The organism is Streptomyces sp. LaBMicrA B280, assembly GCF_049222185.1.
GTDB classification, from domain to species: Bacteria; Actinomycetota; Actinomycetes; order Streptomycetales; family Streptomycetaceae; genus Streptomyces; species Streptomyces murinus.
Window position 1 is genome coordinate 310,768 of sequence record NZ_JBMJCT010000022.1, and the last position, 23,875, is coordinate 334,642.

Annotated in this window: 21 protein-coding genes and 1 pseudogene; 13 read left to right on the plus strand and 9 right to left on the minus strand. The window is 71.8% G+C overall.

Translation table 11 applies throughout. From position 1 onward, the window contains the following. Positions 1-7: 7 nt before the first annotated feature. The 8 genes from ACLF5H_RS20760 (at position 8) to ACLF5H_RS20795 (ending at position 7,768) form a co-directional block, all read left to right on the plus strand. Positions 8-1,285 (plus strand): hypothetical protein, encoded by a 1,278-nt coding sequence (locus tag ACLF5H_RS20760; RefSeq protein ID WP_421677498.1) that lies wholly within the window; start codon positions 8-10, stop codon positions 1,283-1,285. A gap of 179 nt (positions 1,286-1,464) precedes the next feature. Further along, positions 1,465-2,409, plus strand: a complete 945-nt coding sequence (locus ACLF5H_RS20765) for an ATP-binding cassette domain-containing protein (protein WP_421677499.1) — start codon at positions 1,465-1,467, stop codon at positions 2,407-2,409. Next, positions 2,406-3,245, plus strand: coding sequence for an ABC transporter permease (locus tag ACLF5H_RS20770; protein WP_421677500.1), 840 nt, complete (start codon positions 2,406-2,408; stop codon positions 3,243-3,245). The genes ACLF5H_RS20765 and ACLF5H_RS20770 overlap by 4 nt, the downstream gene beginning before the upstream one ends. An 18-nt stretch (positions 3,246-3,263) precedes the next feature. After that, on the plus strand, positions 3,264-4,574 hold the full coding sequence (locus ACLF5H_RS20775) for a sensor histidine kinase (protein ID WP_421677501.1): 1,311 nt from the start codon (positions 3,264-3,266) through the stop codon (positions 4,572-4,574). Continuing rightward, positions 4,571-5,239, plus strand: coding sequence for a response regulator (locus ACLF5H_RS20780; RefSeq protein WP_421677502.1), 669 nt, complete (start codon positions 4,571-4,573; stop codon positions 5,237-5,239). Before ACLF5H_RS20775 ends, ACLF5H_RS20780 begins: the two co-directional genes overlap by 4 nt. A gap of 5 nt (positions 5,240-5,244) precedes the next feature. Further along, positions 5,245-6,183, plus strand: a complete 939-nt coding sequence (locus tag ACLF5H_RS20785; RefSeq protein ID WP_421677503.1) for a lysylphosphatidylglycerol synthase domain-containing protein — start codon at positions 5,245-5,247, stop codon at positions 6,181-6,183. A 179-nt stretch (positions 6,184-6,362) separates the two neighbouring features. Beyond that, a complete protein-coding gene (locus ACLF5H_RS20790; RefSeq protein ID WP_421677504.1) occupies positions 6,363-6,824 on the plus strand; it encodes a BlaI/MecI/CopY family transcriptional regulator in 462 nt (153 codons plus the stop codon). After that, entirely contained in the window at positions 6,821-7,768 is a 948-nt protein-coding gene (locus ACLF5H_RS20795; protein WP_421677505.1) for a M56 family metallopeptidase, read from the plus strand. Before ACLF5H_RS20790 ends, ACLF5H_RS20795 begins: the two co-directional genes overlap by 4 nt. Positions 7,769-7,822: 54 nt before the next feature. Here the strand turns inward: ACLF5H_RS20795 and ACLF5H_RS20800 are convergent, their stop codons facing one another. From ACLF5H_RS20800 to ACLF5H_RS20820, 5 genes are read right to left on the minus strand one after another with little or no spacing between them, the layout of a single operon-like run. Continuing rightward, positions 7,823-9,217: an MATE family efflux transporter gene (locus ACLF5H_RS20800; RefSeq protein WP_421677506.1), complete on the minus strand. Its 1,395-nt coding sequence runs from the start codon at positions 9,215-9,217 to the stop codon at positions 7,823-7,825. 5 nt (positions 9,218-9,222) lie between these two features. After that, positions 9,223-10,254, minus strand: coding sequence for a cysteine synthase family protein (locus ACLF5H_RS20805; RefSeq protein ID WP_421677507.1), 1,032 nt, complete (start codon positions 10,252-10,254; stop codon positions 9,223-9,225). Between the two features lie 52 nt (positions 10,255-10,306). Continuing rightward, the gene (locus tag ACLF5H_RS20810; protein ID WP_421677508.1) at positions 10,307-11,689 is read right to left on the minus strand and encodes a Y4yA family PLP-dependent enzyme; all 1,383 of its coding nucleotides are present in this window, start codon (positions 11,687-11,689) and stop codon (positions 10,307-10,309) included. Further along, positions 11,680-12,669 carry an ornithine cyclodeaminase family protein gene (locus tag ACLF5H_RS20815; RefSeq protein ID WP_421677509.1) on the minus strand — a complete coding sequence of 330 codons (990 nt, stop codon included), beginning with the start codon at positions 12,667-12,669 and terminating at the stop codon, positions 11,680-11,682. Before ACLF5H_RS20815 ends, ACLF5H_RS20810 begins: the two co-directional genes overlap by 10 nt. A gap of 46 nt (positions 12,670-12,715) precedes the next feature. Beyond that, entirely contained in the window at positions 12,716-13,705 is a 990-nt protein-coding gene (locus ACLF5H_RS20820; protein WP_421677510.1) for a TauD/TfdA family dioxygenase, read from the minus strand. 400 nt (positions 13,706-14,105) lie between these two features. On the opposite strand from ACLF5H_RS20820, the gene ACLF5H_RS20825 reads away from it, so the two are divergent. The 4 genes from ACLF5H_RS20825 to ACLF5H_RS20840 all read left to right on the plus strand — a co-directional run bounded on the left by ACLF5H_RS20825 (position 14,106) and on the right by ACLF5H_RS20840 (position 19,169). Continuing rightward, complete coding sequence (locus ACLF5H_RS20825; protein WP_421677511.1) at positions 14,106-15,662, plus strand: ABC transporter substrate-binding protein; 1,557 nt, start codon at positions 14,106-14,108, stop codon at positions 15,660-15,662. A gap of 275 nt (positions 15,663-15,937) precedes the next feature. Next, on the plus strand, positions 15,938-16,816 hold the full coding sequence (locus ACLF5H_RS20830) for an ABC transporter permease (protein WP_421677512.1): 879 nt from the start codon (positions 15,938-15,940) through the stop codon (positions 16,814-16,816). Continuing rightward, positions 16,813-17,658 carry an ABC transporter permease gene (locus ACLF5H_RS20835; protein WP_421677513.1) on the plus strand — a complete coding sequence of 282 codons (846 nt, stop codon included), beginning with the start codon at positions 16,813-16,815 and terminating at the stop codon, positions 17,656-17,658. Before ACLF5H_RS20830 ends, ACLF5H_RS20835 begins: the two co-directional genes overlap by 4 nt. Continuing rightward, positions 17,655-19,169, plus strand: a complete 1,515-nt coding sequence (locus ACLF5H_RS20840; RefSeq protein WP_421677514.1) for an ABC transporter ATP-binding protein — start codon at positions 17,655-17,657, stop codon at positions 19,167-19,169. The genes ACLF5H_RS20835 and ACLF5H_RS20840 overlap by 4 nt, the downstream gene beginning before the upstream one ends. Before the next feature lie 43 nt (positions 19,170-19,212). On the opposite strand, the gene ACLF5H_RS20845 is transcribed toward ACLF5H_RS20840, so the two are convergent. The 3 genes and pseudogenes from ACLF5H_RS20845 to ACLF5H_RS20855 form a co-directional block, all read right to left on the minus strand. Then, positions 19,213-19,815 carry a hypothetical protein gene (locus ACLF5H_RS20845; protein ID WP_421677515.1) on the minus strand — a complete coding sequence of 201 codons (603 nt, stop codon included), beginning with the start codon at positions 19,813-19,815 and terminating at the stop codon, positions 19,213-19,215. Between the two features lie 314 nt (positions 19,816-20,129). Beyond that, positions 20,130-20,303 (minus strand): annotated as a pseudogene (locus tag ACLF5H_RS20850) (peptidase M75); the annotation flags it as partial. Positions 20,304-20,717: 414 nt separating this feature from the next. Next, positions 20,718-21,122 (minus strand): FKBP-type peptidyl-prolyl cis-trans isomerase, encoded by a 405-nt coding sequence (locus ACLF5H_RS20855; RefSeq protein WP_421677516.1) that lies wholly within the window; start codon positions 21,120-21,122, stop codon positions 20,718-20,720. Between the two features lie 266 nt (positions 21,123-21,388). Between ACLF5H_RS20855 and ACLF5H_RS20860 the strand changes: the two genes are divergently transcribed. Beyond that, positions 21,389-22,153 carry an SDR family oxidoreductase gene (locus tag ACLF5H_RS20860; protein WP_421677517.1) on the plus strand — a complete coding sequence of 255 codons (765 nt, stop codon included), beginning with the start codon at positions 21,389-21,391 and terminating at the stop codon, positions 22,151-22,153. A gap of 100 nt (positions 22,154-22,253) precedes the next feature. Here the strand turns inward: ACLF5H_RS20860 and ACLF5H_RS20865 are convergent, their stop codons facing one another. Continuing rightward, complete coding sequence (locus tag ACLF5H_RS20865; protein WP_421677518.1) at positions 22,254-23,486, minus strand: cytochrome P450 family protein; 1,233 nt, start codon at positions 23,484-23,486, stop codon at positions 22,254-22,256. Between the last annotated feature and the right edge of the window lie 389 nt (positions 23,487-23,875).

A 23,875-nucleotide genomic window follows, 5' to 3' on the forward strand; every position in this document is an offset into this window, starting at 1 on the left:
TCGGCGCATGACAACGACAAGCGAGGCCCGGGCGCACCGCGGCGGGCGGCTGATGCTGAACAAGGTTCCCGAGGTCACCGTCTGGTTCTGGGTGATCAAGATCCTGTGCACGACGGTCGGTGAGAGTTTCGCCGACTGGATCAACATGAAGCTGGGCGTCGGCCTGGTGAACACGGCATGGATCTTCACCGCGGTGTTCGTCGTGGTCCTGGGCGTCCAGCTGCGGCTGAAGCGGTACGTCCCGTTCCCGTACTGGCTGACCGTGGTCGTCGTGAGTGTCACGGGCACGCTGTACACCGACATCCTGACCGACCAGCTCAACGTGCCGCTGTGGATCAGCTCGGCCGTCTTCTCGGTCCTGCTCGCCGTGGTCTTCGGCGCGTGGTGGCTGCGCGAGCGCACCCTCTCGATCCACTCGGTCACCACGCCCGCGCGCGAGTCGTTCTACTGGCTCACCGTTCTCGTCACCTTCGCGCTGGGCACCGCGACCGGCGACTGGACCCTTGAGCTGACCGGCTGGAGCCCGGGAGTCTCGGTCCTGCTGCCGCTCGGCCTCATCGCGGCGATCACGCTGCTGTGGAGGTTCGGCGCGAACCCGGTGCTGTCCTTCTGGCTCGCCTACATCCTGACCCGGCCGCTGGGCGCCAACATCGGCGACTGGCTCGCCTCCCCGAAGGTCGCTCAGAGCCCGGGCGACCCGACCGGCCTCGCGCTCGGCACCTTCACCACCAGCCTGATCTTCCTCGGCCTGATCCTGGCGACCGTCGTCCACCTGACGGTGACACGCTCCGACGTGACCGAGACCCATGACGCCACGCACGCCCCGGGGACCGCCGCCGACCCGCGAAGGGAGCGCGTCGCGCTGGCGGGCTTCGGCCTTCTGGCCGTCGCGACCGTGGCCCTGCTGGTCTGGGCGCACAACCAGCCGCACGTCGGCCCGGCGCCGGAGAGCGACGCCACCTCCACCGTTCATCTCGCCCCCGGCCAGGCCGTGCAGAAGTTCCCGCCCGCGAAGGTCGACGCGTTGCGGGCACTCGCGTCGACCTCGCTCAAGGACGCGCGGTCGGGGAACGCGGGCGGCGCCCGTGCGGCCGCGCAGTCGCTGCGCGACCTCTGGGACGCGGACCAGGCCACGCTTCAGCCGCTGGACGACACCGGCTGGACGTTCCTCGACGCCCAGATGGACCAGGTCCTGAAGACCTTCGGCATCGACCACCCGAACCCGCCGATGCCGCCGGCCCGGCAGGAAGCCGAACTCACCACCCTCCTGACGGACATGCGCTGACGGTGAACGTGACCCGGACGGTGAGACCGAGGGCGCAGTGGCGCGTAGTACCGCGGTACGACCCGGCGGGCACGGATCAGTCCGCGGTACCACCGAATCCGGGTGGCGCGGCTCCTAACTTTTCCGGTGAGGCGTCCGGGGCGACGGACCGGCGCCGGTTCCGACAGGAAGAGACACACATGATCGACGCTCAGCAGCTGACCAAGCGGTACGGCGAGAAGACGGCCGTCGACGGCCTGGAATTCGCCGTGCGGCCGGGCACGGTGACCGGCTTCCTCGGGCCTAACGGCGCGGGAAAGTCCACGACCATGCGCATGATCGTCGGACTCGACGCCCCGACCAGCGGCTTCGTCACGGTGAACGGACACCGCTACGCCCGCCACCACGCGCCGCTGCAAGAGGTCGGAGCGCTTCTGGAGGCGAAGTCCGTCCATCCGGGCCGCTCCGCCTACAACCATCTGCTGGGACTCGCCCTCACACACGGGATCCCCCGGCGCCGGGTCGACGAGGTCATCGACATGGCGGGGCTGGGCGGCGTGGCGAAAAAGCGGGCCGGTGCGTTCTCCCTCGGGATGGGGCAGCGGCTCGGTATCGCGGCGGCGTTGCTGGGCGATCCGCAGACGGTGATGCTGGACGAGCCGGTCAATGGGCTGGACCCGGAGGGCGTGCTCTGGATCCGCAACCTGTTGAAGGCCCTCGCCCACGAGGGGCGAACCGTGTTCGTGTCGTCCCATCTGATGAGCGAGATGGCTCTGGTCGCGGACCACCTGATCATCGTGGGGCGCGGGCGCCTGCTGGCGGACACCACGGTGGGAGACCTCGTCCGGCAGGCGGGCGGCGACACGGTGCAGGTGGCCACCGGGGAGCCGGCCCGACTGCGGGAGGCGCTGGCCGGACCCGGGGTCGAGATCACCAGCCGGGCCGGTTCCGAGGACCTCCAGGTGGCCGGGCTGAGCGCCCGCGAGGTCGGCCTGAGGGCGGCCGAGCACGGGATCGCGCTGTTCGAACTGACGGCGCGGGCGGTGTCGTTGGAGGAGGCGTTCATGAACCTGACCAGGGACGCCGTGGAGTACCACGGCTCCACGGCCGTCGAGAGCATCGAGACCGCAGGGAAGTCCGCATGAGTACCCTCACCACGACGATCGAGGCGCCCACGGCAGCCCCGGCCCGACCCGCCTACCGTGTGACCGGGCGTCGCGTGCTGGCCTCGGAGTGGGCCAAGCTGTGGTCGCTGCGCTCGACCTGGATCACCCTGGGCCTCGGTCTGCTCTTCCTCGTCGCCTTCGGCCTGATCGCGGCGAACCACTACAGGTCCGGGATCGGCTCCGCGCATCAGGACCGGGACTTCGCCACCGCCACGGCGGTGAGCCTGTCCCTCTTCGGCACCAACTTCGCGCAGCTCGCCCTCGGCGTGCTCGGCGTGCTGGTCACGGCGGGGGAGTACTCCACCGGGATGATCCGCTCGACGCTCGCGGCCGTACCGCGCCGACTGCCGGTGCTGTGGTCCAAGGCGGCCGTGTTCGGGCTGGTCGCGCTGGTGGTCGGCACTCTCGGCGCGTTCGTCGCCTTCGGGTTCGGCAGCGGCATCGTGTCCGGAACCCCCGCCGCCATGGGCTTCACCCACGCGGGCGTCGTACGGAGCCTGCTGGGCGCCGGTCTCTACCTCGGCCTGGTCGGTGTGATCGGCACGGCTCTGGGCGCCCTGCTGCGGTCGGTGGCCGGTGGCATCTCGGTGCTGGTGGCCGGCCTGATGCTGGTTCCGGGACTGATCTCCCTGCTGCCCAGCGCCTGGCAGGACGACATCAGCCCCTACCTGCCGAGCAACGCGGGCGAGTCGATGTTCGCGCTGACCCACGACAGCACCACCCTGTCGCCGGGCACCGGGCTGCTGGTCTTCCTCGGCTGGACGGCGCTCGCGCTGGCGGGAGCGGCGTACCGGCTGGTACGCAGCGACGTCTGACCCCTGCACCATGAGCGGATGACGACCTTGACCACCACCACGATCACTGACGACATCAGCGGGATGGGGCCGCTGGCCGCCCCGTTCGCCCGGGCCGGTCAGCGGCTCCGCCAGGCGGACCGGGGTCGCCCATGGGTACTGGACACCGCGGTGGTGGTGCTGGTCCTTCTCCTGTTCTGTCTGCCGGACCTGCCGCACCACGGCGGCGCGGGGGACGGGGACGGGGACGACCGGCACAGGTTCCAGTTCGCCTTCACCCAGCTCCCCCTCGCGGTGGTGCTGGCTCTTCAGGCCGGTCTGGTGCTGCCGCTGATATGGCGGCGGCGCCGGCCGCTGGCGGCCTTCGCCGCCATAGCCGTCGTCTTCGTCCTGCAATGGTCGCTGGGTGCCGCGCTGCGCGCGGACATCGCCCTGTTCGTGGCCCTGTACAGCCTGGCCCTGCACGGGCAGCTGCGGCGGTTGCCGTGGGCCTGCGGGGTCATGGCGGCAGGGATGGTGCTGGTGGCGGTGCGGGTCTCGCCTGCCGTGTCGGTCTGGGACGCCCTGTTCTTCCTGCTGAGCACGGTGATCGCGGCCCTGGCCGTCGGCCTGATGGTGCGGACCCGGCGGGCGCGGCTCGCGGGCCTGCGGGAGCGGGCGGCGCGGCTGGAGACGGAACGCGACCAGCGCATCAGACTCGCGACCGCCACGGAACGCGCCCGGGTGGCCCGGGAGATGCACGACATCGTGGGCCACAACCTGTCCGTCATCATCACCCTTGCCGATGCCGGCGCGTACGCCGCGGACACCGCTCCCCAACGCGGCAAGGAGGCCCTCCAGCTCATCGGTGACACGGGCCGGACGGCCCTGGGCGAGCTGCGCCGGGTGCTGGGTGTCCTGCGCGAGGCATCGGACGGCACCCGTCGGGCGCCCGAACTCTCCCCCCAGCCGGGCCTGGCGGACATCGCGTCGCTGTGCGACAGCGTGCGCACCGCCGGACTGGAGATCGTCTACCGGACGGTCGGAGAGGTGGGCGCCCTGGACCGGGGCATGCAGCTGGCGGTCTATCGCATCGTCCAGGAAGCCCTGACCAACACCCTGAAGCACGCCGGTGCCGGCACCCGGGTGACCCTGTCGCTCGTCGTCGAGGACGAACGGCTCGTCATCAGGATCCGGGACGACGGACCGGGCGGGCAGCGCGGACCATGGAACGAGGAAGGACACGGACTGGTGGGCATGCGCGAACGAGCGGCGCTGTACGGAGGGACCGTGCACGCCGGTCCCGCGGCAGAGGGCGGATGGGGCGTCGAGGCCGCCCTCGACCTGACATCCGGGGAAGGCGCCCGGTGACCACGGTCCTCGTCGTCGACGACCAGCAGTTGCAGCGCTACGGCTTCCGGGTGCTGCTCGACTCCATGCCCGAGACGGAGGTGGTCGGCGAGGCCGCGAACGGGGTCGAAGCCGTCCGCAAGGCCGCCGAACTGCGTCCCGACGTCGTGCTGATGGACGTACGGATGCCCGGCATGGACGGCATCGAGGCGACCCGCCGGATAGCCGGGTCCGGGGGGCGCTCCCGCGTCCTCGTGCTGACCACCTTCGACATCGACGAGTACGTGCACGCCGCTCTGCGGGCCGGGGCCAGCGGCTTCCTCCTCAAGGACGCGCGGCCCGAGGAACTCCTCGCCGGGATCCGGGCGGTGGCCGGCGGCGACGCGGTGATCGCGCCGGTCCTCACCCGCCGCATCCTGGACGAGTACGCCCGGCACGTGCCCGCCGTAAGGGCGGACCGGGCCGAGGACCCGCGACTGGCCTCCCTCACCGAACGCGAGCGCGAGATCCTCGTCGCCATCGGCAAGGGCTGGACCAACGGTGAGATCGCCGCCCGCTTCGTCGTGACCGAGTCCACCGTGAAGACACATGTCGGCCGCGTCCTGGCCAAGATAGGTGCCCGCGACCGGGTCCAGGCCGTGATCTTCGCCTACGACCAGGGGCTCGCCCGCCCCGGTTCCGGTTGACCGCGGTGTCCGCGCCCGAGGGGCTGCCGGCCACCGTGGGCAGGCGCCGGTACGTTCAGCCGGGAATCACCCTGATCGCGTTCGCCGCCGCCGGCGGGATGCTCGCCGCGCACCGGACCGCTCTGGACACCGGCGCCGATCGGCTGGCCGCCGCCGACGGGGAGTGGCTGGTGCTCGCCTGCGTCGCGGCCGCGGCCACCTGGGTGTGTGCGGCCGTGGCGCAGCAGGGCGCGGTACGCGAACGGCTGCCCAGGGGACGGCTGGTGGCGGCGCAGTTCGCGGCCGGCGCCGCCAATCACCTCCTGCCCGCAGGGGCTGGAGCCGCGGTGGTCAATCTGCGGTTCCTGACACGGTGCGGGCTGTCCACCCGGCGCGCGGCGACCGCGCTTGCGGTGAAAGCGGCCGTCGGCGGGGCGGTCCGCTGCGCGCTGGGGGTGGCTCTGCTGGTCGCCTCGCCCGACACGGTTCATCTCTCCGCGCGGGCCCCGCAGTTGCTGGTCCTGCTGCCGGTGGCGGCCGGAGCCGCCGTCCTGACGGTCGCGATCAGCGGCCGTCTCAGGCGCATGACGGGCCGGGTCTTCGCGGACGTGCGGGACGTGCACCGGCACCGGGCGCGGGCCTGTGCGCTGTGGGGCGGGTCGGTCGCGTTCGCTCTGCTGCATGCCGGTGTGGTCGTCGCCGTGGTCCATGCGATCGGTGTCGGCCTCCCCGTGGGCCGCGTGGTGATGGCCTATCTGGTCGCCAGTGGTGCGGCGGCGCTGCTGCCCACACCGGGCGGACTGGGCTCACTGGACGCCGCACTCGCCCTCGCGCTCACGGCGGCCGGCGCGCCGGGACCGGCGGCTGTGTCGACGGTTCTCGGCTACCGCCTGCTGACCGGATGGCTGCCGATGGCCCCGGGGCTGCTGGTCCTGGCGCTGCTGGCCCGCCGCTCGGCACTGTGAACCGGCGAGGTGCCCGCCCCCTCCGGGGCGCCGTGAACGCCTTCGCGCCACCAGCCGGGACGCCACGCGTACGATTAGGCATACCTTAGTAGGTCGGTTCCGGTCGTCCACCCGCGAGCAGTCACCGGTGGGCTGGCGAGGGCCGTACGGCGGAGTGTTGGACAGGGGGGTGATGAGAAGTGGCAGGCAAGCGTCGGGATGAGAGACGTCAGCACGGCGAGCTCGTCGGGGATGTGCTGGCCGTGCTGTGGGGGGCCGGTCGGCCGATGACCGCGCAGCAGGTGAACGAGGCGCTCGACAGGGGGCTGGCCAGAACGACCACGGCCACCGTCCTCAGCCGTCTGTACGAGAACGGCACGCTGCGCCGGACCCCGTCGAAGCGGGGTTTCGCCTATGAGCCGGTGGAGGACGCTCAAGGGCTCGTCGCCGGTCGTATGCGCCGTGAGCTGGAGAGCGATCCGCATCGGGACCTGGTGCTGAAGCGATTCGTTTCCTCCCTGTCCCAGGACGACGAGGAGACGCTGCGGCGCCTGCTCCTCGAAGCCGAGGCCGAAGCCGAAGCCGAGCCCGAGGCCGAGGCCGAGGCCGAGCCCGAGGCCGAGGAAGAGGACGAACCCGAGGCCGAGGACGAGTCACCGTGACGTACGTACTGGTCCTGGTCGTGCTGGCCCTCGGCTTTCCCTGGGGCGGCGCCTTGGTCGCGCGGCGCCTGGTCGGGCTGCTGCCGCCGCGTGAGGCGTGCTGGGCACTGACCGGTGCGGCGGTCCTGCTCGCCGGCGGGACGATCGCGGCGCTGATCGGGTTGTTCCATGTGCCGTTCCTGGCTTCGCTGGAGCAGGTGTCCCTGGCCCGTGTGGTGGAGGTGTGGCCGGCCGCGGTCCCGTTCGCCGTCGCGGCCGCGGTGGCGCTTTCCGTCCAGCTGACGCTGCTGCTGAGCCGCTGGTTCAGGCAGCGATCGCTGCTCAGGCGTGCCTGGCAGGCAGCCGAGAAGGGGACGGACGAGGGCGATCTGATCGTGGTTCCGGGAGCGGACGTGGACGCCTTCGCTCTTCCCGGACACCGGGGACGGCGCGGCCGGGTTGTCATGACGTCGGGAGCGGCGCGGTTGCTGACGACGAAGGAGCGCGCGGTGTTGATGGCCCATGAACGCGCTCACCTGGCCGGTCGGCATCACCTGCTCTCTGCGGTCGTCGATCTGGCCGCTGCCGTCCACCCCGCCCTGCGCGGTATGCGCGAGTCGCTGGCGTTCCACCTGGAGCGGTGGGCGGACGAACGTGCGGCCGCGGTTGTCGGCGATCGGCGGGTGACGGCTGCGGCCATCGCGCGGGTGGCGCTGGCCAGAGCGTCCCAGGACCGGCCCCGCGCGGCGGGATTCCCGCTGCTGTCGGCGGCGAGTGGGCCCGTGCCGCAGCGGGTCGAAGCCCTGCTTCGACCGGAGCCCGCGGCACCGAGCGGCCGGGGCCGGCGCGCGGGTGCCGTGCTCCTGGCGTGCGCGATCGCCGCTGTGGCACTGACTGCTCTCGCCCTGGCCTACGGGCTGCATGAGTACGTGGAATTCGCCTGCGTCGCCGTGCGGGGCGGCTGATCGCGGGCCCGGCCACGCGGGACCGCGCGGCTGGTGCGGCGCGCATCGTGCCGGTCAGGCGGCGGCCGCGCTGGTGGGCCGGGTCTGTTTCGCGGTGAGCGCGCTGTTGTAGCGGCGCAGGAGGAGCAGGGCCGTGGCGGCGAGGCCGGTGAGGAGCCCGAGCCAGATGCCGAGGGTGTCGAGGTTCAGGGCGTAGGCGAAGAGCCATGCGGTGGGCAGCCCGAGGGCCCAGTAGCCGATCAGCGTGATGCGGAAGCCGCTCTTGGTGTCGTCCAGTCCGCGCAGCAGGCCGACGCCGATGTTCTGGGCGCAGTCGAAGAACTGCAGGAACGCGGTGACGATCAGCAGATGGGTGGCGATGGCCAGGGCCCGGTCGGATCCGGTGTCGAGGAACGGGGCCAGGACGAGGCGAGGCAGGGTGAGGTACCCGAGGCCGACGACGGTCATGACGGCTGCGGCACAGGCCAGGGCGGTGTTCTTGATGCGGCGGGCACCGTCGTGGTTGCCGAGGGCGAGTTCCCGGCTGACGTTGATGGACGCGGCGTGGGAGAGTCCGACGGCGACCTGGAAGACGATGTAGACGAGCTGGTTGACGGCGGTGTGCGCGGCGAGTGCGTCGGGGCCGAAGGAGCCGGCCATGAGCGCGGTGACGGAGAAGAATCCGGCCTCGGAGCCGTAGGTGGCCGCGATGGGGACGCCCAGGCTCAGGAGGCGCCTGACGGTGGCGGTCTCGGCGCGGGTGATGTCCAGGGTGAGCAGCGGTGCCAGCTGGCCCTCGCGCTTCGCGGCCAGGTAGAGCGCGAGGAAGGTCAGCAGGTAGACGGTGGAGGTGGCGATGCCGACGCCGGTCAGGCCGAGGTGGGGGAGGCCGAAGGTGCCGTGGATGAGGGCCCAGTTGAGTCCGGCGTTCACGGCGATGGAGGCGAGGGTGATCCGCAGGAGCGCCTGGGGGCGGCGCATGCCGACGGTGAACTGGCGGATCGCCTGGAACCACAGGCAGGGCAGCAGGCCGGGGGCGAGCGCGTAGATCATCGTCCGGGCGAGGCCGACGACATCGGCGTCCTGTCCGAGCAGGGGCAGGGCCTGTCCGATGAGGACCATGACGAGCGCCCCGGCGACACCGGCCAGTGTGGCGACCGCCATGGCGGCCCGGACGAGGCCCCGGACCTCCTCCGTGCTGTCGTCTTCCGCGCCTGCGCTTGCGTGTTCGGCTCGGGCGGCTGCCGCGGCGATCTGGTTGCCGACGGAGGTGACCAGGCCGACGCCCATGGTGCGTATCTGGTTGAAGATGACGATGGCGAGGCCGCCGGCCGCGAGTTCGGTGGTGCCCAGCAGGCCCATCATCACGGTGTCGGTGGTCGTCAGGGCGACCTGCGCGAGCTGGGTGAGGACGAGGGGGACGGCGAGGGCTCCGAGGGCGCGGCTGTCACGGAGGAGGGTGGTCAGCATCAGGGTTACCGGTTCCTGCGGAGCTTGGTGAGCCGTTCTTCGACTTCGCGTTCGACGGCGGGTTGGAGGAGGCCGTGTTCGGTCATCCAGTCGTCGTTGAAGACGGTGTCCATGTACTTCTCCCCTCCGTCGTTGATCAGGGCGACCACAGTGCTGCCTGGCGGCAGCAGGGGCAGCCGGGCCAGCGCCTCGTGGACGACACCGCCGGCGGAGCCGCCGATGAGCAGTCCGGTCCTCGCGACGGCGCGGCAGGTGGCGAAGGCTTCGATGTCGCCGACCTTGACGCCCTCGTCGATGAGGTCGAAGTCGACCAGGGCGCCGATCTCGGCGCCTTCGGGGGTGCCGGTGCCGGACTGGTAGTAGTCGTGGGCGGGCCCGCCGAACGCGATCGATCCCTTCGGCTCGACACCGATGGTGGAGAAGCCGGTGACCAGCTTGGCGAGTTCGCGGCCCGTACCGCACAGGCCGCCACCGGTGCCGACGGCGCCGATGAGGATGTCGATACGGCCGTCGAGGGCTTCGGCCAGTTCGTGTGCGACGGGGGAGTAGCCGACGCCGTTGGCGGGGTTGTTGTGCTGCTCGGTGAAGATGGTGTTGTCCTGGCCTCGGGCCATGTCCTCGGCGAGTTCTTCGCGGGCCGCGGTGTGGAGTTCCTCCCCTGAGCTGTCGCCGTCGACGTAGACGAGTTCGGCGCCCAGGGCCTTCATGGCGCGCAGCTTGTCGGCGGCGGCGTGGTGGTCGACGACGGCGGTGAAGGTGTAGCCGCGCTCGGCGGCGATGACGGACAGGCCGAGTCCGGTGTTGCCGGACGTGGACTCGATGATGCGTCCGCCGGGGCGCAGTTCGCCGGCGGCTTCGGCGGCGTCGATCATGGCGCGGGCCATGCGGATCTTCGCGGTGCCGGTGGGGTTGAACATCTCCAGCTTCAGCAGCAGGCGGCTGCCGGTCTCGGTGGTGGCCAGTTCCAGCAGGGGGGTGCGGCCGATCAGGTCGGACACGCGGGAGACCACGGCGGGCCGCTGCACGGCTCCGGGCATCAGAAGACTCCTGTGAGGGGGACGCGGGGTGACGGGTGTGCGGTGCTGGGGATCAGGTGAAGTGGCGGTCGAGGCGCCAGCGTGGCCGGGGGCGGTCGATCTGGTCGATGACGACCTTGGGCGGCAGCGGCAGGTCGTGGAAGGGAGACTCGTTGGAGTCCATCTGGTAGCCGGCCGTGTTCGGGTAGAGCAGCAGGTCCCCGACGCGTGGCGGGTACGGGAAGGCGATCTTGCGCCAGGTGAGCATGTCCGATTCCAGGCAGGTCGCGGCGCCCACGCTGGCCGGGAACACCCCGGAGGGGCCCGCGGGTGCGGCTCGGTCCTGGCGGATCAGCTGCGGGTCGGGCAGGTATTCGCTGTTGAACCACTGCTCGGACAGACTCAGGCTGGTCCCGTCGACGGTCACGATCCGGTAGCCGTCGCGGTCCTTGACGCCCTGGACGCGGAAGACGGTGGCGCCGGCCTGGTCGAGCAGGGCGCGGCCGGGTTCGAGGAGCAGCTCGATCCCGGCGTCCCCGATCAGGTCGGCCAGCGTGGAGCCGGTGTCCCGCGGGTGGATCGCCAGCAGGGCCGCCAGGGCGTCCGCGCCGGCCACGGGCGAGTGATACGGGTAGAAGTCACCGCTCCGGAACGTTTTGCGGGCGTGGTAGTGGGTGGGGCGCTGGGCGGTGAGGAAGGTGTGCCAGCTGTCGGCGTCGGTGTAACTGACGGGCAGGCCACCGCCGATGGAGATCCGGCCGGCCTCCAGCCCTTGGAGCCGGGCGGTCAGGCACAGGCCGACGAGGCGGGCGGCGAGGTCCGCGCGGGGCTGGAGGGCGTAGCCGGACAGATGGAAGCTGAAGCCCTCCATCCGGATCGCGTCCCCGGCTTGCAGGCATCGCTCAAGGGCGGTGGCCAGTTCGCTTTCGTCCATCCCGAACCGGGAGTGCGGCTGGGCGTCGGGCAGGACGCGCAGCAGCACGCGGGCCGGACGGACGCGGCCGGTCAGGGCCAGCGAGATCACCCGGTCCAGCTCGTCGAGGGCGTCCACGGCGATGGTCGCGCCGTGGGTGACGGCCAGGCGCAGCAGGGCCGGGTCCTTGGCCGGGCCGGTCACCATGAGGTGTTCGCCGCGTACGCCGTGGCCGAGGGCTTCGCGCAGTTCGGCGGCGGACGCGACATCGACGCCGGCCCCGCAGGCGGCGGCGCGTTCGACGAAGACGGCGGCCTTGTTGGCCTTCTTCGCGTAGTAGACGAACCCGTCCACCCCCGCCCGGGTGAGCGCGTCCTGCATCGCGGTGAGGTTGGCGGTGAACGCGTCGGGCAGCAGGAAGTGGAAAGGGCCGCCCAGCGCGTGGGCGAGTTCGGCGGGGAGCCCGCTGGCGACGACCCGGCGGGTGGCCGCGCCGGGTAGGGCGGGCAGCGTCGGCCAGGAGGCGGCAGTGGCTACTTCCACAGCGATATCTCCGTTCCCAGGCCCTGTTCGAGGGCGAGCTGTGCGAAGCGGTGTCCCAGGGCGATGTCGGTGACGACCAGGCCGCTGTTGTACGCGAAGATGCGCTGATCGGCCGTGGTGCGCGCCCTGTGGACGCCGGAGATGACGACCGGCAGCTCCAGGTCCACGGCGGGCAGCTTGCCTTCGGCGTCGGCCATGTCGGTGCCGGTGACCCGCATCTGGGCCTCGCTGGTGGCGATGACCCGGTCGGCGCGGTGCAGGGTGGAGGGGGCCAGCCCATGGCCGACGAGGATCGCTGTCGCGCCGGGGCGCAGCCAGTCGGCCTCGACGGCGGCGGTCGTGTGCCCACCGGCGGTCGCGACGACCACGTCGGCGTCGCGGGCGGCGGACTTCAGGTCGGTGACCAGTTCCACCTGCCGGCCGGGGAAGTGGCGGGCGAGTTCGGCACGGACGGCGGCGATGCCGTCGGGGTGGGTGCCCGACAGCAGCAGCCGGTCCAGCGTCGGCAGGGTGGTCAGCAGGAACGGCAGCGCGAGACGGCCTTGGGTGCCGGTGCCGATGACCAGAGCGGTCGAGGCGTCCGGGGCGGCGCATTCGCGGGCCAGGAGCGCGGAGACGGCGGGGGTGCGCAGGGATCCGATGCGGGAGCAGTCCATCAGCGCGACCGGCAGGCCGGTGACGTCGTCGTAGATGGTCAGGGTCGTGTAGTAGTGCTGCCGCTCGCGGCTCTCGTGCAGCCCGTGCTTGTACGAGGTCTTGATCGCGACGACCTCGCGGACGCCGTCGCGGCCGAGCATCGCGTACGCGACGGAGTGGCCGTCGGCGGGCTTGACGGTGAGCTTGCGCGGGTTGTCCGAGCCGCCTGCCGCCAGGGTGCGGTAAGCCTGCTCGACGGTGTCGACGACATCGGTCAGGGAGATGTCCAGACCGGCGAGGTCGCTGGTGGACAGCGCGCGCACGGTGGTGTCGTCCCGGTCCATGTAGGGCCCCTTCAAAAGTGGTTCGGCGTCGGGTGGAACTGACTGGTCAGACGGTCCAGGCGGTCAGCGCCGCCTGCCCGTAGCCGTGCTCGTGGCGCTCGGCCCGCGGGCGGGTCGGACGGTCCTGGACGCGGACGGAGGCGCGCTTGAGCCAGCGGTCGGTGCCGTCGTAGCGCGCCGTGAAGGGCACCCGCCCGTGGACGACGATGTCGTTGTCCACGACCAGGACGTCGCCCGGCTCCAGACTCACCGCGACCGAGACACGGGCCAGTTCGTCCTCCAGCCGTCGGTACGCCCCGCGCCACTCGGCTTCCGCCTCGTCCAGCGGGGTGTAGGCGGGGTCGAACCGCAGGGTCAGGCCCTCGGGGGTGTCGAACAGGGCCGGTACCGGGGCGGGACGGCCGGCGAACTGCTGGGCCTCCTCGTAGGCGTCGTCGGGCAGGATCGGCACGACCGGTCGCTTGAGTCGTTCCACGTCCGCCGGTGCGAGGGCGGTGCGGCGGACGCTGGCCGCGGTGGTGGCGATGCCGTCGTGGTTGCGCATGCAGCACAGCAGGAGCAGGTGCGCGCGGCCGGGGTGGAAGGCGTCCTCGGTGTGCGGGGTGAGCAGCACATCGCTGGAGGCGCCGGTCTGCTCGTTCTCGTGGCCGGGGGAGGGAACGATGTTGTGGACGAACCGGCCGTCCTGCTGGCCTTCCCAGGCGATCGGGGTGCCCATCAGAGCGGAGACGAGCAGCAGGACCACGTCCCACAGCGCACCGGCGTCGCCGACGCTCGACCAGTGGCCCGGGGTGGGCCCGAGTCCGGCGTCGTCGAGGTGCAGGCCGCGCAGGACGAACAGCCCGTCGGCGGTGTCCACGGGGCGCAGCGCATGCCGTACGGCGTCGGAGAGTTGAGCGCACGCGCCGGGCAGGGCGGCGAGCAGTTCGGGCGAGGTGGCCGAGGTGTGGTCGGCCAGCAGCTTGGCGGCGACGGTGGTCAGTTCGGCCGCGGCGGCATCGTCGAGAGGGCGTACCGGGGCAGGGCAGGTGGGCACGGTGGCACCTTCCGGGGCAGGGCAGGGCAGGGCAGGGCAGGGCAGGGCAGGGCGGAGCGCGGGCATGCGGCATCGCCGCACCGGCTCGAAAGCGGGGGAATGGGAAGACGGTCGGGCGTTGCGCGGCTGGAGGCGCCGCCGGACACCAGGGAAGGTAACAACGCCGACTTGGTGAGGCAACCCTAACTTGCTTGAGCGACTACATCAACGTAGTCCATTTTTGGGGCGGCTGACGCGTGCCTGACTAACCGTCAAAAGCCTTGCTGAGCAGGCTATTTGAGGTGTCAAAGGATCGCTTGCGCGGACGCGGAGGGCGCTCGGCGCGGCTTGCGGAGCCCGGCCTGATTAGGTTAGGTAACCCTAAGAACGACCAAGTGCTTACCTGAGACGAGGACCAGACGTGGGCGTCACCAGACGACAGCTGCTGTGGGCCGGCACCGGCATTTCAGCGGCCGGACTTCTCGCGGCCTGCCGCGGCGGCAGCGATGACTCCAAGGCGCCCGCGAGCTCCGGCGGAACCGGTGAGCCCCGCACCGGCGGCACGCTGCGCGTCGGGGCGCTCGGACATGCGAGTGCGATCACCCGTGACCCGCACGGCACCCAGGCCAACGAGAGCGACTACCTGATCCTCGCCCTCGTCTTCGACACCCTCACGATTCCGGGCGCCAAGGACAACACCGCGCCGCGGCTCGCCGCGTCGTGGGAGCCGTCGGCGGACCTGAAGACGTGGACGTTCAAGATAGCCAAGGACGCCGTGTTCCACGACGGCACTCCGGTGACCGCCGACGACGTGGTGTGGTCGCTGAAGCGGCTGCGCAATACCCCTTCCGGCGCGGCACGCCTGCCCGGAATCCGGGCCGGGAACATCAGCGCCAAGGGCACGGACACGGTCGTGGTCGTCTCCGACTACGCCAACGCCGACTTCCCCCTGATGACCCGCTTCTCCTCCTTCGTGCTGAAGAAGGGCACCAAGGCGGCGGACCTCGCCAAGGCGCCCGGAACCGGCCCGTTCAGACTGGACTGGTTCCGGGGCGGCAACGCCCGCCTGGTGCGCAATGACAAGTGGTACGGCCCCCACGTGTACCTCGACGCGATCGAGGTCACCATGTTCGAGACCCCGCAGGCGATGGCGAACGCCCTGCTCGCGGGACAGATCGACCTCGCCTCCAACGCCGGGGCGGTGGCCGCGCGCACCGCCGGGTCCCGGCACGACATCCAGGTGCTGCGCCGTCCCAACGACATGGCGATGCCCGTCGTCATGCGCACCGCGAAGGGCAGTCCGTTCGCGGACCAGCGGGTCCGTGCGGCGATGCGGCTGGTCGTGGACCGTGCGGCGATGGTCGAGCAGGTCCTGTCCGGCTACGGCACGGTCGCCAACGACATCCTGGGTACCGGCGACCCGGACTACGCCAAGGACATCCCGCAGCGCAAGCGCGACCTCGCCCAGGCGAAGCGGTTGCTGAGCGACGCGGGCTTCGACGTGTCAAAGACCTACGAACTGGTCACCACCGAGGACATCGCCGGTCTGGCCGACTCGGCAACGCTGTTCGCGAACCAGGCCCGCGAGGCCGGGATCAAGATCAAGGTCGTCAAGCAGGAGTCCGGCGCGTTCTGGGAGAAGACCTGGAAGTCCGGCGACTTCTACACCACTTACTGGGGCACCAACGACTCGGTCGTCTTCTTCGCCTCCAAGACCATGGTCAGCGAGGCGGGCCAGAACGAGGCCGGCTGGGACGATCCCGGGTTCGACGCCGCCTACCGCAAGGCCATCGGCAGCGGTGACCCGAAGAAGCGCGCGGCGGCACTGAAGGAGCTCCAGCAGATCGAACACGACCGCTCCGGCTACCTGCTGTGGGGCATGGCCGACGGCATCGACCTGGCCGCCGCCAAGGTGCGGAACCTGCCCAAGCTGCCCGGCTACGGCCGCGTCCAGCTCGAAGGCGTGTGGCTGCGTTGAGCCCGGCCACCGGGACCGGTCCGGGGGGCGGCCCCGACATGGGGGTGGTCCCCGCTCTCCTTGCCTGGAACATCCCCCCTCTGCTCTCTGGAACGGCCCCCCCCCCCCGTCTATGCCCTCGCCCCTCGCGGGGGTGTGGGTCTTCGGGAGCCCCCCCCATTGGTCTTTCTCTTTTCCCCGCCCCCGCCGCGGGGGCGGCCACCGCGCGCCGGGCCGGGAACATCGCCCTGCGGATCGCGGGAACGGCCGCACGCCGCCTCCTCCTGCTCATCGCGTTGCTCGCGCTGGTGTTCGCGGCCGTGGAACTGCTCCCCGGTGACGCCGCCGGCGCCACGTCCGAGCGCGGGGAGAGCGCGGCCGACCTCGCCACGCGCCGCCATCTGCTGGGCCTGGACCGGCCGTTGTGGGAGCGGTTCGCCGACTGGATGACCGCCCTGCCCACCGGCGACCTCGGCACCTCCGCCCGCGGCCAGAAGGTCACCGAACTCCTCGCCGACCCGCTGCCCAATACGCTCGTCCTCGCCGCGAGCGCGTTCGTGCTCACCGTGGCGCTCTCCCTGCTGCTGGGCTGCTGGGCCGCGTCGCGCCCCGGCCGCCCGGCCGACCGGATCATCTCCCACACCTCCACCGCCGCGTTCGCGGTGCCCGAGTTCGTGGTCTCGGCCGCCCTGCTGCTGGCGCTGTCCCTGTGGACCGGCTGGCTGCCCGCGGTCACCGTGACCGGCGGCGACGGAAGGCCCGCCGACTGGACCATGCTGATCATGCCGGTCCTCGCCCTGGTCATCCCGCAGACCGGCTGGAACACCCGCGTCGTACGCGCCGCCCTCGCCGACCAGGCAGCCGCCCCGCATGTCGAGGCCGCCCACTTCGACGGCCTGCCGCCGCGCCGGATCCTGCTGCGCCACCAACTGCCCGGCGCCATCCCGGCCATCGCCACCGGCCTCGCCACCTCCACCGGCCTGCTGTTCGGCGGGGCGGTCGTGGTGGAGACCCTGTTCAACTACCCCGGCATCGGCAGCGTCCTGGCCGGCGCGGTCGCCGCCCGCGACACCCCGCTGATCGCCGGCGTCGTCATGTGCGCGGGCGCCGTCATCAGCCTCGTGCTCCTGGCCGCCGATCTCATCCGCTACGCCACCCTGGGAGTACGCGCATGACCGCGACCCTGCCCGTGGCCGCCCGCCGGTCCGCCCGCCGGGCGAGAACCACCACACTCGTCGCCATGGCCGTCCTGCCGCTGTCGCTCGCCCTCGCCGGACCGCTGATCGCTCCGCACACCGTCGACACCCCGGTCACCGCACCGTTCGCCGCCCCCGGCGACGGCGCCCTGCTGGGCGGGGACCAACTCGGCCGCGACGTGCTCAGCCGCCTCCTGCACGGCGGCACCGCCCTGATCCTCGGTGCCCTGCTCGTCGCCGTCGTCACCACCGCGTGCGCCATGCTGACCGGCTGCCTCGCCGTGCTGCGGCCCCGGCTGGGGCGGGCGGTCGAGCGCTGCGCGGACGTCGCGATCCTCCTGCCGCCCCTGCTCGGCATCATGCTCATCGCCCTGGCCTGGCCCGGCGGCGGGCGCTGGGCGGTGATCGCCGCCGCCGTCGTCCTCGGCACGCCGTACGCGGTACGGATCGTCGCCGCGGCCGCCTCCCCGCTCGTCACCTCCGGCTACGTCGAAGCCGCCCTGGCCCGCGGGGAGTCCACCCCCTACATCGCGCTGCGCGAGATCCTGCCCAACCTCCGCGCCACCGTCCTCACCCTGTTCGGACTCCGCTTCGTCGAGGCCGTCTACGTCATCTCCATGGCCGGCTTCCTCCAGATCGGGCCCCAGCCGCCCGCCTCGGACTGGTCGCTGATGGTCCGTGAGAACGCCTCCGGCATCCTCCTCAACCCCTGGGCCGTGATCGCCCCCAGCCTGGCCATCGCCCTGCTGGCGATCACCGTCAACCTGGTCACGCTCTCCCTGGCCCCCGACCCCACGACGAAGGCGGTGACCCGCTCATGAGCGACCTCGCCCCTGCCCCCGCCCCGCCCACCGGCACTCGTACGCCGGTCGCCTCCCTGTCCGACTTCTCCGTACGGATGCCCGACGGCCCCGTACTCCTGCCCCCCGTCACCGCCCGGATCCACGCCGGACAGGTCACCGCCCTCATGGGTGCCTCCGGCTCCGGCAAGACCACCCTGCTGCGTGGCCTGATCGGTCACCTCCCGGCAGGAGCCACGGCGACCGGAACCCTTGACGTTCTCGGCCGCAGCCCGCACCAGCTGCCGGCCGAGGACCTGCGCACGCTGCGCCGTACCGCCGTCGCCTACGTCGGGCAGGACCCCGGCTCCGCCCTCGACCCGCGGATGACCGCGCGCCGTCTCGTCGCCGAACTGGCCACCGACCCGAGCGAGGAATCGGTCCTGGCGCTGCTCGCCGAATGCCGCCTGCCGGTGCGGACAGGCATCGCCGGGCGCAGGCCCACCGCCCTGTCCGGCGGCCAGCAACGACGCGTCGCTCTCGCCCGCGCACTGGCCCGCGCCCCCGAGATCCTTCTCCTGGACGAGCCCACCGCCGGACTCGACCCCGCGGTGCGCGACGACATCGCCCACCTGCTGCGGCACCTCGCCACCAGCCGCGATCTCGCCGTCGTCCTCGCCACCCACGATCCGCACCTGGCCGAAACCTGCGCGGACCACACCGTGCGGCTCACCTCGAGGACGCCGCCCTCCCCCCGGCCGCGCGCAGCCGAGTCCATCCCCGAGGCCACCGGTCAAGAGGGCCTCCGCGGCGACGGTCTCGCCGTGCACACGATCGACGCCTTCTTCCCGGGCGACCGAGACCGGCGACCCGTCCTGAGCGACGTCGCGTTCACCGCGGCACCCGGCGCCGCCACGGCCGTCATCGGGCCGTCCGGCTCCGGCAAGACCACCCTGCTGCGCGTGATGGCGGGGCTCCACCCCGCCCACACCGGTCACCTGACCCTGGACGGCCGCCCGCTCGCCGCCCGCGTGCAGCGCCGTACCCGGGAACAGCAGCGCCGTATCCAACTCGTGCCGCAGAACCCGCTGGCCGCGCTCAACCCCCGCCACACCGTCGGCCAGCAGCTCAACCGCCCCCTGCGCCTGCACGCCGATCTGCCCAAAAGCGTCCGCCCGGAGCGGGTCACCGAACTCCTGGCCCAGGTCGACCTCCCCGCCGAGTATGCCGACCGCTACCCCGCAGAGCTGTCGGGCGGACAGCGCCAGCGCGTCTCCATCGCCCGCGCGCTGGCCGCCGGGCCCGACATCCTGCTCTGCGACGAGGTCACCTCCGCGCTCGACACCGACACCGCCCTGGGCATCATGGACCTCCTCACCCGCCTGCGCGCCGAACACCGGATGACCCTGGTCGTGGTGTCCCACGAACACCACCTGGTCGCCCGCTACACCGAGACCGTCCACCTCCTCGAGAACGGTCGCGTCACCGAGAACGGGGCCACCACAGCCGTCCTCTTCCGCCAGTCGCGCGTCGACCGGCCAGATCAACCGTGAACCCGGCGGACCCGGGCGAGCCCGCGGCAGGGGTGTCCGCGCCTCAAGGATCCTCGCGCCGCACGAGCCGGTACCCGTTGGCGGGCGCGGCATGTCCCGGTCTCCTCGGCCGGTAGAACGGCGGAACGTAGGTCCTGGGTGTACGTGGCCTCGGGCGGCGCGCCGCGTCCACCAGGGCCACCAGTACGGGAGACGACCTCCACATCCGGCGGAGCTTTGAGCTGCCGATGCCCGCGATCTCGGCGGCGTCCGTCCAGGAGCAGCCCTTGCGCAGGGCGAGGATCACGACGCGGATCATCGCCGGTGTCTTCGTCCCGCCGGGCTCAAGCCCGTGTGCCGCGGCAAGCTTCGAGGCCGCTCGCACGGCGAGCGCGAAGTCCTTGTCGTGGTCCAGCCACTGCTGGACGAGTTGCTCGGGCACCCCGGCCCACACCGCCGCCGCCCGTGGTCCGAGCCCTTGAGCGGTGGCCTGGAGGATGTCGGCCATCCGCGCCATGCGGTCGTCGCGTGCGCTCGGCAGCCCGCCCAGTGGATCGCGGCAGGCCTCTTCCACTTCGTCACGAGCGGCCAGCCAGGCCAGTACCCGCTCGGCCTGCGGGACCGCTTTGCCGACCAAGTCCGCGTCGGGCCTTCGGCTTTCGGACATCATCTCCCTCCCCGGGCCGTATCGAGCTGTGCGGAGCGCGGCCTTCCGGACCGCCGGGTACCGGGCAGCGCGTCATCGACGTTCACGGACACGCACCGCCGACGGGGGTTTCCAGGGTGTGCGGGGCCCGGCGGCCCAGGGAGCGCCGATGGCCCCGCAGGCCGAGACGTGCGGGAGCGGTCAGGGGGCTCGCCCGGTGCTCGGCCGACTCGCGGTCTGCCGGGACCGGGCGACGGGGCGGCCGCGTTCGGGGGCGAGGAAGAGGGCCATGACGGGGACGAGATGGAGCAGCCGGTGCCGAGCGCGAGGGCGGCATCGAGCTTCGGGTCGATGTCACCGAAGGACTCGGCGACCGGCTCGGTGCGCTCCCACCCGATCCGGGAGGGCGCGTACAGCTCCTTCGCCTTCTCCCCGTCGCCCTTCGTCCCGGGCGTGCACGCGATCTCGTAGTCGCCCGCCGTGAGTTCGGTGACCAGCGTCGCCTTCGTACGTGCAGCCCGGCGGAGGCACGGCGACGGCTGTCGCCGCGCCGGTGCCGAGCAGAAGGGGGCGAGGTCCGGCGGACATGGGGTGCCTCGATTCACAAGGGACGAGCCGACGGCACGGGCACAGCCGCCCGGCCCCAGCAGAGTCTACGTAAATGTAGACAGCAAAGGAAGGCTACCCTTATCTGGCCCTCGGCTGAGGGCTGTTCGGAGGGGCCTTGGTGGCGTGCGTGGGTGCTCGTCGCCCGCGCGAAGTCCCGCAAGATCACCGAAGGTGCCGCCCGCGCCTTCAGCCGGACCCGTCTGCGTCCGCTGATCGCCGCACGAGCCCGACGGGGCGCGCTGATCGTGAAGCCTCTGCTCCTGGGGGCCAAGGGGCCGCGGGTCGGGGGCGAGCGTCAGTGGTGCTGAGTGGTGCTAGGAGTTGCTCCACCCGGTCGTGCTCGAATACGAGTCCAGCAGGTCCACCACGAAGACCAGGGTCGAGCCCGCCGGGATCAACGGCGAGGGCGACTGGTTGCCGTAGCCGAGACGCGGGGGAACGATGATCTCGCGCCGGCCGCCGACCTTCATCCCCCTCACCCCCCGGTCCCAGCCCTTGATGACCTTGCCGCCGCCCAGGGCGAACTTGTACGGCTGACCCCGGTCCCAGGAGGCATCGAACTCCTTGCCGGACTCGAAGGTCACCCCGACGTAGTGGACCCTGACCACCATGCCCGGCTTCACCTCGGGCCCGTCCCCGACGACCAGGTCCCGGATGGTCAGCTCAGTGGGAGCGGCGCCCTCCGGGACGTCGACCTCGGGCTTCGTCGGTTCACTCATCGGGGCCTCATCACTTTCCGTCGGAAGACCTCGCACGGGCCGGCCGAACACAGAACACCTGGCCACTCCCTGCGGCAGATGGTCACGTTACCGAGCCGACCTGCGGCCATCCAGCCGGATGCGACGGTGCGGAACGGCTTGTTCCCTCGGCGATCGGACCGTTCAAGATGCGCGCGCCCCGGTGCGGATGAGTCCATGGGCAGGGCAGGGCCCCGGCAGCCGCCGGGCCGTGCCGACCCCGTTCGGAACACCGCAGGAGGGCTGTCATGGCCAGTACCCCGGACAAGACACTCAACGGCAAGGTCGCCTTCGTCGGCGGCGCGTCCCGCAATCTCGGCGGGCTGATCAGCACGACCCTCGGCGCCGAGGGCGCCCTGGTCGCGGTGCACTACAACAGCGAGTCCTCCCGCGCCAAGGCCGAGGACGTCGTCGCGCAGATCAACAAGGGTCCGGGCGAGGCGTTCGCCGTCCAGGCCGATCTGACGAAGGTCGCCGAGGTGGAGCGGGTCTTCGAAGCGGTCCTGGACCGGTTCGGCAAGCTCGACTACAGCATCAACACCGCCGGCATGGTGCTGAAGAAGCCGCTCACCGAGATCACCGAGGAGGAGTACGACCGTATGTTCGCGGTCAACTCCAAGGCCGCGTTCTTCGTGATGCGCGAGGCGGCCCGCCGGATGGACGACGGCGGGAAGATCATCACGGTCGTCACCTCGCTGCTCGCCGCCTACACCGGCCTGTACTCCGTGTACGCGGGCAGCAAGGCCCCGGTCGAGCACTTCACCCGCGCCCTGTCGAAGGAGCTGTTCGGCCGGAACATCTCGGTCAACAACATCGCTCCCGGCCCGATGGACACCTCGTTCTTCTACCCCGCCGAGGACGACGACTCCGTCGCCTATCACAAGTCGTCCGCGATGAACGGCGAGCTGACCAAGATCGACGACATCGTGCCGTGGGTCCGCCATCTGCTGACCGAGGGATGGTGGGCCAACGGTCAGACGATCTTCCTCAACGGCGGGTACACCACGCGCTGATCTGTCCCCGGCGTCACGACCGCGCCGATCAGCCCGGCACCGCGGGGCGCCGGGCCGATCGGGGCCGTCGGGGCGCCCCGGCGGGCGGAGACCGTGCCGGTCAGGCGGACACCGGACGCAGGCGGACCGGCAGGGTCAGGTGCCCGTTGCTGATCAAGGTCGGCAGCGGCCGCAGTTCCTCGGCGGGCACCGCGAGCCGGGCCTCGGGGAAGCGCCCGAACAGCTGACGCAGGGCGGCGGCGACTTCGAGGCGGGCGAGCGGGGCACCGAGGCAGAAGTGGACGCCATGGCCGAACGCCAGGTGGTCCTTGGTGGTCCGGGTGGCGTCGAAGAGATCGGCGTCCGCACCGTGCCAGTCCGGGTGGCGGTTGGCGGCGGCGTAGGAGGCGAGGATGGCTTCCCCCGCCCGGATCGTCCGCCCGTCGGGCAGCGGGATGTCCTGGAGCGCGAAGCGCATGGGCAAGTGCTTGATGGCCGACTCGTGGCGCAGGGCCTCCTCGACCACGTCCTCCCAGCCGCACCGGCCGGCGCCGACGTGGGCCAACTGCGCCGGGTCGGTCAGCAGGGACGTGACGGCGTGGTCGATGACGTTGACGGTCGTCTCGTACCCGGCGCTGATCATCAGCACGAGGGTGCCGCGCAGTTCGGCGTCCGTCAGGGAACCGCCGTCGCCCTCCTCGTCGCGGGTGGCGATCAGCAGCGAGGTCATGTCGTCGCCGGGCGCGGCACGCTTCGCCGCGATCAGCTCGTCGAACAGCCGGTAGAGGGTGGCCGTGTTGGCCGTGGCCTCCTCGGCGGACAGGGTGGTGGCGAACACCCGGTCCACCACCGTACGGAGCCCGTTCGACCGGTCGGTGGAGAGACCCATCATCCGGCCGATGACCGCGATCGGCAGCGGATAGGCCAACCGCTCGCGCAGGTCCACCACTTCCCCGTCGGGGAGGGCCTCCAGATCGTCGAGGATGCCGGTGACGAGGGCCTCCACGACGGGGGCCAGGGCGGCGACACGGCGGGCCGAGAAGGCCGGCGCGATCAGTCGGCGCAGCCTGCGGTGGTCGCTGCCGTAGGCGGTGAACATGTTGTCGACGGCCACCCAGAGAGCCAGTGGCCAGGTGGGGACCGTGGCGGCGAAGGCCGGCCAGTGCGCTCGCGCGTCCTTGGAGACGGCGGCGCGGGTCAGGAGCTGCTTCAGGAGAGCGGGGTCGGAGACGGACCACGCGGTCACCCCGAGGATGTCCACGGGCGTGGCCGCGCCGCGGGCGTACAGCGCCCGGTGCTCGGCGTGGTGATCGGAACCGGTGGGGTCGAGGACGAGAGGCTGCTCTTCGGTCACGGCCAGGGCTCCTTCGACGGGCGGGAACGGCGACGGGAAGGGCGGCGAGGGGCGGGAGGGGCGGGAGGGATGGGAGGGGCGGGAGGGGCGAGGGGGCCGAAGGTCGACGGCGGCGCGCGATGCGAGCGCCCCGCACCGCCGGATCCCGCCGCCGGAGCCCGTCGCCGGATCCCGCCGCCGGTCCCGGCCGGGCACGAGCCACCGGCTTCAAGACCCACCCCGGATCCGGCCTCGAACCCGGCCTCGAACCGGGCCTCGAACCCGGCCTCCAAGGTTCGCTGCGCGGCCGGGCATGCCGACCGGCGCGGGGGAGTCCGTCGTCCGTGAGCGGGTTCAGGAGTGCCATGTCCGAACGCCTCCGTGGCAAGGTGTCACGCACCGCGTGCCGC

Bases quoted from the DNA above. Each gene is read 5' to 3' on its own strand.
- ACLF5H_RS20760 (WP_421677498.1), top strand. From the start codon at position 8: ATGACAACGACAAGCGAGGCCCGGGCGCACCGCGGCGGGCGGCTGATG.
- ACLF5H_RS20765 (WP_421677499.1), top strand. From the start codon at position 1,465: ATGATCGACGCTCAGCAGCTGACCAAGCGGTACGGCGAGAAGACGGCC.
- ACLF5H_RS20770 (WP_421677500.1), top strand. From the start codon at position 2,406: ATGAGTACCCTCACCACGACGATCGAGGCGCCCACGGCAGCCCCGGCC.
- ACLF5H_RS20775 (WP_421677501.1), top strand. From the start codon at position 3,264: ATGACGACCTTGACCACCACCACGATCACTGACGACATCAGCGGGATG.
- ACLF5H_RS20800 (WP_421677506.1), bottom strand. From the start codon at position 9,217: ATGCTGACCACCCTCCTCCGTGACAGCCGCGCCCTCGGAGCCCTCGCC.
- ACLF5H_RS20805 (WP_421677507.1), bottom strand. From the start codon at position 10,254: ATGCCCGGAGCCGTGCAGCGGCCCGCCGTGGTCTCCCGCGTGTCCGAC.
- ACLF5H_RS20815 (WP_421677509.1), bottom strand. From the start codon at position 12,669: ATGGACCGGGACGACACCACCGTGCGCGCGCTGTCCACCAGCGACCTC.
- ACLF5H_RS20835 (WP_421677513.1), top strand. From the start codon at position 16,813: ATGACCGCGACCCTGCCCGTGGCCGCCCGCCGGTCCGCCCGCCGGGCG.
- ACLF5H_RS20840 (WP_421677514.1), top strand. From the start codon at position 17,655: ATGAGCGACCTCGCCCCTGCCCCCGCCCCGCCCACCGGCACTCGTACG.
- ACLF5H_RS20845 (WP_421677515.1), bottom strand. From the start codon at position 19,815: ATGTCCGAAAGCCGAAGGCCCGACGCGGACTTGGTCGGCAAAGCGGTC.
- ACLF5H_RS20855 (WP_421677516.1), bottom strand. From the start codon at position 21,122: ATGAGTGAACCGACGAAGCCCGAGGTCGACGTCCCGGAGGGCGCCGCT.
- ACLF5H_RS20860 (WP_421677517.1), top strand. From the start codon at position 21,389: ATGGCCAGTACCCCGGACAAGACACTCAACGGCAAGGTCGCCTTCGTC.